Source organism: Sulfurimonas sp. (assembly GCF_032250635.1).
GTDB lineage: Bacteria > Campylobacterota > Campylobacteria > Campylobacterales > Sulfurimonadaceae > Sulfurimonas.
The window spans coordinates 1-5731 of record NZ_JAVVFL010000144.1; the positions used below are offsets into that span (position 1 = coordinate 1).

Below are 5731 nucleotides of genomic sequence, written 5' to 3' on the forward strand. Positions count from 1 at the left end.
TTTCAGTGCTTTTCGCACTGGAAAAATCTCCTTAAATTTTTCATTAACATTTCCTTCTATTTTACTTTGGTATAATCGCTCAAAAAAAGAGTCATTTTGCGCTATTTACTGTTTGTGTTTTTATCACTAAATCTTTTTCTCAATGAGTGTGAAGCATCAACGCTTCATTTAGCAACGTCTGCCAATCCCTCACGGCTCAATCCCATACTCGCAACCGATTCAAGTTCATCAGAGATAACAGGTTTTTTGTTTAACGGACTTGTGAAGTACGATAAGGATTTATCAACAATCATAGGTGATTTGGCGGAAGAGTTCTATTTTGAAGATGAGAAGACGCTCCTCTTTAAACTCCGTAAAGGGGTGAAGTGGCATGATGGAGAGAGTTTTGGCGCAAAGGATGTCGTCTTTACTTACGAGGTGCTTGTATCATCAAAAATAAGCTCTCCATACAGCTCAAATTTTAGATTTGTTGAGAGTGTTGAAGCGGTTGATGAGTTTAGGGTGAGGGTAAAATATAAGCAGCCATATTTTAAGGCGCTAGAGACATGGATGATGGGGATTTTGCCCCAACATATTTTAAGAGATGAGCAAAATTTGATGAACTCTTCTTTTAATACAAACCCTATAGGCACGGGCGCATACAAACTTTATCAGCTAGAGCACTCTAAAAATATTATACTAAGCGCGTTTGATGACTACTTTGAGGGCAGAGCAAAGATAGATACCATTTCATTTCATGTAATAGCAGACCCCATGACGCGTTTTTTGATGCTCAAATCCTCCGCTCTTGATGTGGGGAGCATTGAGCCAATGCAGTATGAAAAACAGCTAAATAGCAGTTTTTTTGAAGAGTTTAATATCTATGAAAACATCTCACAATCCTACACCTACCTTGGTTTTAATCTTCGTTTAGAGAAGTTTCAAAACCCAAAAATCAGAGAAGCCCTCTCTTTGGCCATCGATAGAGAGGAGCTTGTAGAAATTCTCTTCTTTGGTCATGCAAAGGTTTGCACAGGACCTTTTTTACCGGGAACAAAAGCGTTTAACGAGAGTGTTAAAGCGCCCTCGCAAGATATAGAGAGGGCAAAAGAGCTCTTACGTGAGGCAGGATATGACGAGAAAAACCCCTTTACTTTCGAGATAGCAACCTCAAATGCTAGTGAAATAAGACCATACGCCGCGCAGATACTGCAGCATCAGCTAAAAAAAGCGGGAGTTATTGTTACGCTTAGAGTTATGGAGTGGCAGGCTTTTTTAAATATGGTGGTTTTTCCTCATAAGTTTGATAGCGTGCTGCTTGGATGGGGTCTCTCTCCGACGCCTGACCCTTACATGTTTTGGCACAGCGATAACGATAAGCAGGGCGGATTTAATTTAGTGGGCTACCATAACCCAAAAATAGACAAGATGATAGAGGAGTCTCAAAGCATGATTGAGAGCAAGCGTCTCTCTGAGTCGTGGAGGGAGATGTTTAAGATAATAACTGATGAAAATCCATACCTTTTTTTATACATTCCAAACTCAATCACGACGGTTAGCAAAGAGATAAAAAACATAGAACCAAGCCCAAGCGGAATCTGGCATAACTACATAAAATGGGAGAAATAGTTTGATAATTTTGTTTGATTTAGACGGCACATTAATTGACTCTACGGAGGCGATTTTAGAGTCGTTTCACCACTCTTTTGACTTTCACAAACTCTCAAGAAAAGATGATGAAGAGATAAAATCGCTTATAGGCTATCCGCTTGACATTATGTACGAAAATTTGGGAGTTGAAAAGGGCGGGATTGCTGAGATTATTACGACATACAAAGAGCGCTACAGAGATATTTCAACTCAAAAAACGAAGCTGCTTAAAAATGCAAAAGAGGCAGTAGAGTTGGCAAGCCAGTTTGCCACGCTTGGGATTGTTACGACAAAAACAGGACTCTACTCAAAGATATTGATGGAGCATTTTAATGTCATGCATCACTTTGAAGTTCTCATCGGCAGAGAGGATGTGCAAAATCCAAAGCCGCATGCCGAACCTATTATGAAAGCTTTGGAAAAACTCGACACTCAAAATAGAGAGATTTGGATGATTGGAGATACGAAATTGGATCTTATAGCAGCTCAAGCGGCGAATGTAAATTCGATAGGAGTTTTGAGTGGATATGACAAGAGAGAAACATTGAAAATGTTTACAAATGTTATATTGAATGATGCCCTAGAAGCCGCTATATACTTGCAAAAGAGGAAAAAATAACACACTTTTCTTTGTTATTAAAAAAGAACAAAATATCAAGCTATTTTTAAGAGCAACTTGTCTAGAATAAGGGGTAAAATAGAATCAAGGTTCTTATATAAAAGAAAAGGAGAGTTTATGCTAGAGATTAGATGGCATAGTCGTGCTGGACAAGGTGCTGTAACCGGTGCTAAAGGTTTAGCTAATGTTATTTCTACAACTGGTAAGCATGTACAGGCGTTTGCGTTTTATGGATCTGCAAAACGCGGAGCGGCAATGACGGCTTATAACCGTGTTGATGAAAAAGTGATTATGAATCACGAAAAATATATGAGACCTGACTATGTTTTTGTAATAGACCCAGCATTGACTTTTACAACAGATGTCACTATAAATCATAAAGATAGTACAAAATATATTATTACTACTCACATGACTACTGAAGAGTTAAAAAAAGCTCAACCAAAGCTAGAGGGAAAAGAAGTTTACACTGTTGATTGTATTACAATCGCAAATGAAACTATTGGTCGCCCAATTCCAAATACACCTATGCTTGGCGCATTTATGAAGATTTCCGGAATGTACGATATGGAATTTTTCAAAGAGAGCATGAAAAGAGTTCTTGGAAAACTACCACAGAAAATTATCGATTCAAATATGCTTGCAATCCAGCGCGCATACGATGAAGTAAAGTAAGGGATTTATGATGGCAAAAAAAGGATGGGATGAGTTCGAAATCGGGGCTATGCTTCGTACTTTTGACGGAAAGATAGATGACATTGCAGGCACGAGACAAGAGGATCGCGCATACTCTCAAAACAGCTCTTACACTGCAAGTGTGGCTGACTGGAGATTGATCAAGCCGGTATTTAACAAAGACTACTGTATTGATTGTCAGTTTTGTTGGATATATTGTCCGGATGTTTCGATAATTTCAAGAGATAAAAAATTAATCGGCGTAGATATGGATCACTGTAAAGGATGCGGAATATGTGTTGAGGTTTGCCCTACAAACCCCAAATCACTTCTAATGTTCCCTGAACAAGCCGATGAAGAGACAGAGATTGCTAGTTGGCCTAAAAAAGACGAGGAGGAAGCGTAATGGCATTTGATAAAATGGAATTAGAAGATATCGAAGTATGGGATGGAAATTTTGCCGCTGCGCAAGCCCTAAGACAATCTCAAGTTGATGTTGTTGCCGCATACCCGATTACTCCATCAACTCCTATAGTTGAGGGATATGCACAATTTACCGCCGACGGCTACGTTGAGGGTGAGTTTGTTATGGTTGAGTCAGAGCATGCGGCTATGAGTGCATGTATCGGTGCTGCTGCTGCCGGTGGTCGTGTTGCTACGGCTACATCTTCTCAAGGCTTTGCGCTTATGGTTGAGACACTTTACCAAGCTTCCGGTATGCGTTTGCCTATCGTTTTAAATGTGGTAAACCGTGCACTTGCTGCTCCGCTTAACGTTAACGGTGACCATTCTGATATGTATTTAGGCCGTGACAGCGGCTGGATTCAGCTTGATGCTTACTGTCCCCAAGATGCTTATGACTTAAACTTTATAGCATTTAAAGTTAGTGAAGATCACGATGTAAGACTTCCATGTATGGTGCACCAAGATGGATTTATGACTTCTCATACGGCGCAAGGTGTTCATACTTTAACGGATGATAAGGCTTACGGATTTGTCGGTGATTTTAAACCGATGAACGATATGCTTGATTTTGAACATCCTGTAACTCATGGTGTTCAAGCAGAAGAAGATTGGCACTTTGAGCATAAGGCACGCCAACATAACGATCTTATGACAAAAGTGTTCCCAAAAATAGAGGCGGCATTTAGCGAGTTTGAGAAATTAAGCGGTCGTAAGTACAATATAGTAGAGAAGTATGATATGGATGATGCGGATGTTTGTGTTGTCTGTATGGGTACCTCTGTTGAGACCGCTCGTGAAGTTGCGACTGAGATGAGAGCACAGGGTATTAAAGCCGGTGTGGTGGGTATAAGAGTTATTCGTCCATTCCCGTTCTTTGAAGTTTCTGAGGCATTAAAAGGTGTTAAGGCAATCGCTGCGCTTGACCGCTCATCGCCAAATGGCGCTCCAGGAATGCTCTTCAATGAGATCGCAGGTTCACTTTTCAATACGGATACAAAAGCTATGCTTAGCGGGTATGTGTATGGATTGGGTGGTCGTGACTTAACAAAAGCTCATTTAGTGGCTCTCTTTAAAGAGCTTCAAGCCAATGTTGATGCAGGTAAGATTACTACGCCTCTACAGCAGTTTATCGGTGTTCGTGGACCGAAACTAGCATACCTATAAGGAGACAAGCATGAGTGAAATGAAAAAAATAAAAAACTTAAAAGAGTTTTCAACATCGGCTGACCGCTTTGAGGGTGCTAACCTTTTATGTCCGGGTTGTGCGCACTCTATTATAGTTCGTGAAGTTCTAAATGCGACAAATGATGATATGATTCTTTCTGCTTCAACAGGTTGTCTTGAAGTTTGTACGGCAGTTTATCCGTATACATCATGGGATGCTTCTTGGATCCATATTGGATTTGAAAACGGCTCAACGGCTGTTGCTGGCGCAGAGAGTATGTATAAAGCGCTTAAGAGAAAAAATCGCCTTAAGCAGCCTGAACGTAATCCTAAGTTTGTATCTTTTGCAGGGGACGGTGCTTCTTATGACATCGGATTCCAGTGGATTTCGGGATGTATGGAACGCGGTCACAATATAATGCATGTTGTTCTTGACAACGAGGTTTACGCAAATACGGGCGGGCAGAGATCATCATCTACCCCGATAGGCTCTTCGGCAACTACGTCACCGGCAGGTCGCGTTAGTTACGGTGAGAAGAAAAATAAAAAAGATATTGTATCCATAATGGCTGCACACGGTATTCCATATGCCGCTCAAGTTGCTCCAAACAAGTGGAAAGATATGGTCAAGAAGATTCAGCACGGATTTTCTGTAGATGGACCTGTATTTATTAATGCGGTTTCCCCCTGTACTACAGAGTGGAAATTTGACCCTAAAGATACAATGCATATTACAGACTTAGCAACAGACTCTTTGGTTTTCCCTCTTTATGAGATAATCGACGGGCATGAGTTAAATATTACATACAGACCTAAAAATATTGTTCCTGTAGAGGAGTATTTAGCTGCTCAGGGACGTTTTAAGCACCTCTTTAAAGATGAGTATAAGTACCTCATTAAAGAGTGGCAAGATAGAGTAGATGAAAAATGGGCGTATCTCCAGCGCCGCGAAGAATCTCGCGTTTAAAAGCTTTTATCTTCGGCGCGCTTTGCGCCTAACTCAGACACGGCATACTTTAGTATAGCCTTAGTCTGAGTTAAACACAAATCACACCAAATCTAAAACTTTTTGTTACTGCTTTTGATTTAATAATTAAAACAGATCTGCATGTCCGAAAAAAATCTCTTGATTTTGATTCTTTCTTATACTCTCTAAAATCTCTTTTGCTCTTAATTTTG

General features: G+C 40.3%; 6 protein-coding genes. All 6 read left to right on the forward strand.

Annotated features, from left to right (window positions below; genetic code table 11):
* The first annotated feature begins 96 nt into the window (after positions 1-96).
* Positions 97-1608, forward strand: a complete 1512-nt coding sequence (locus tag RQ763_RS08800) for a peptide-binding protein (RefSeq protein WP_314152438.1) — start codon at positions 97-99, stop codon at positions 1606-1608.
* A 1-nt stretch (position 1609) separates the two neighbouring features.
* Entirely contained in the window at positions 1610-2248 is a 639-nt protein-coding gene (locus RQ763_RS08805; protein WP_314152439.1) for an HAD family hydrolase, read from the forward strand.
* A 117-nt stretch (positions 2249-2365) separates the two neighbouring features.
* Positions 2366-2923: a pyruvate flavodoxin oxidoreductase subunit gamma gene (locus tag RQ763_RS08810; RefSeq protein WP_294932146.1), complete on the forward strand. Its 558-nt coding sequence runs from the start codon at positions 2366-2368 to the stop codon at positions 2921-2923.
* A 10-nt stretch (positions 2924-2933) separates the two neighbouring features.
* Positions 2934-3329, forward strand: a complete 396-nt coding sequence (locus RQ763_RS08815; RefSeq protein ID WP_294932149.1) for a 4Fe-4S dicluster-binding protein — start codon at positions 2934-2936, stop codon at positions 3327-3329.
* Positions 3329-4552, forward strand: a complete 1224-nt coding sequence (locus tag RQ763_RS08820) for a 2-oxoacid:ferredoxin oxidoreductase subunit alpha (RefSeq protein WP_314152441.1) — start codon at positions 3329-3331, stop codon at positions 4550-4552. The genes RQ763_RS08815 and RQ763_RS08820 overlap by 1 nt, the downstream gene beginning before the upstream one ends.
* Before the next feature lie 10 nt (positions 4553-4562).
* Positions 4563-5519 (forward strand): thiamine pyrophosphate-dependent enzyme, encoded by a 957-nt coding sequence (locus RQ763_RS08825; protein WP_314152443.1) that lies wholly within the window; start codon positions 4563-4565, stop codon positions 5517-5519.
* Positions 5520-5731 lie beyond the last annotated feature (212 nt).

Bases quoted from the DNA above. Each gene is read 5' to 3' on its own strand.
- RQ763_RS08820 (WP_314152441.1), top strand. From the start codon at position 3,329: ATGGCATTTGATAAAATGGAATTAGAAGATATCGAAGTATGGGATGGA.
- RQ763_RS08825 (WP_314152443.1), top strand. From the start codon at position 4,563: ATGAGTGAAATGAAAAAAATAAAAAACTTAAAAGAGTTTTCAACATCG.
- RQ763_RS08815 (WP_294932149.1), top strand. From the start codon at position 2,934: ATGGCAAAAAAAGGATGGGATGAGTTCGAAATCGGGGCTATGCTTCGT.
- RQ763_RS08810 (WP_294932146.1), top strand. From the start codon at position 2,366: ATGCTAGAGATTAGATGGCATAGTCGTGCTGGACAAGGTGCTGTAACC.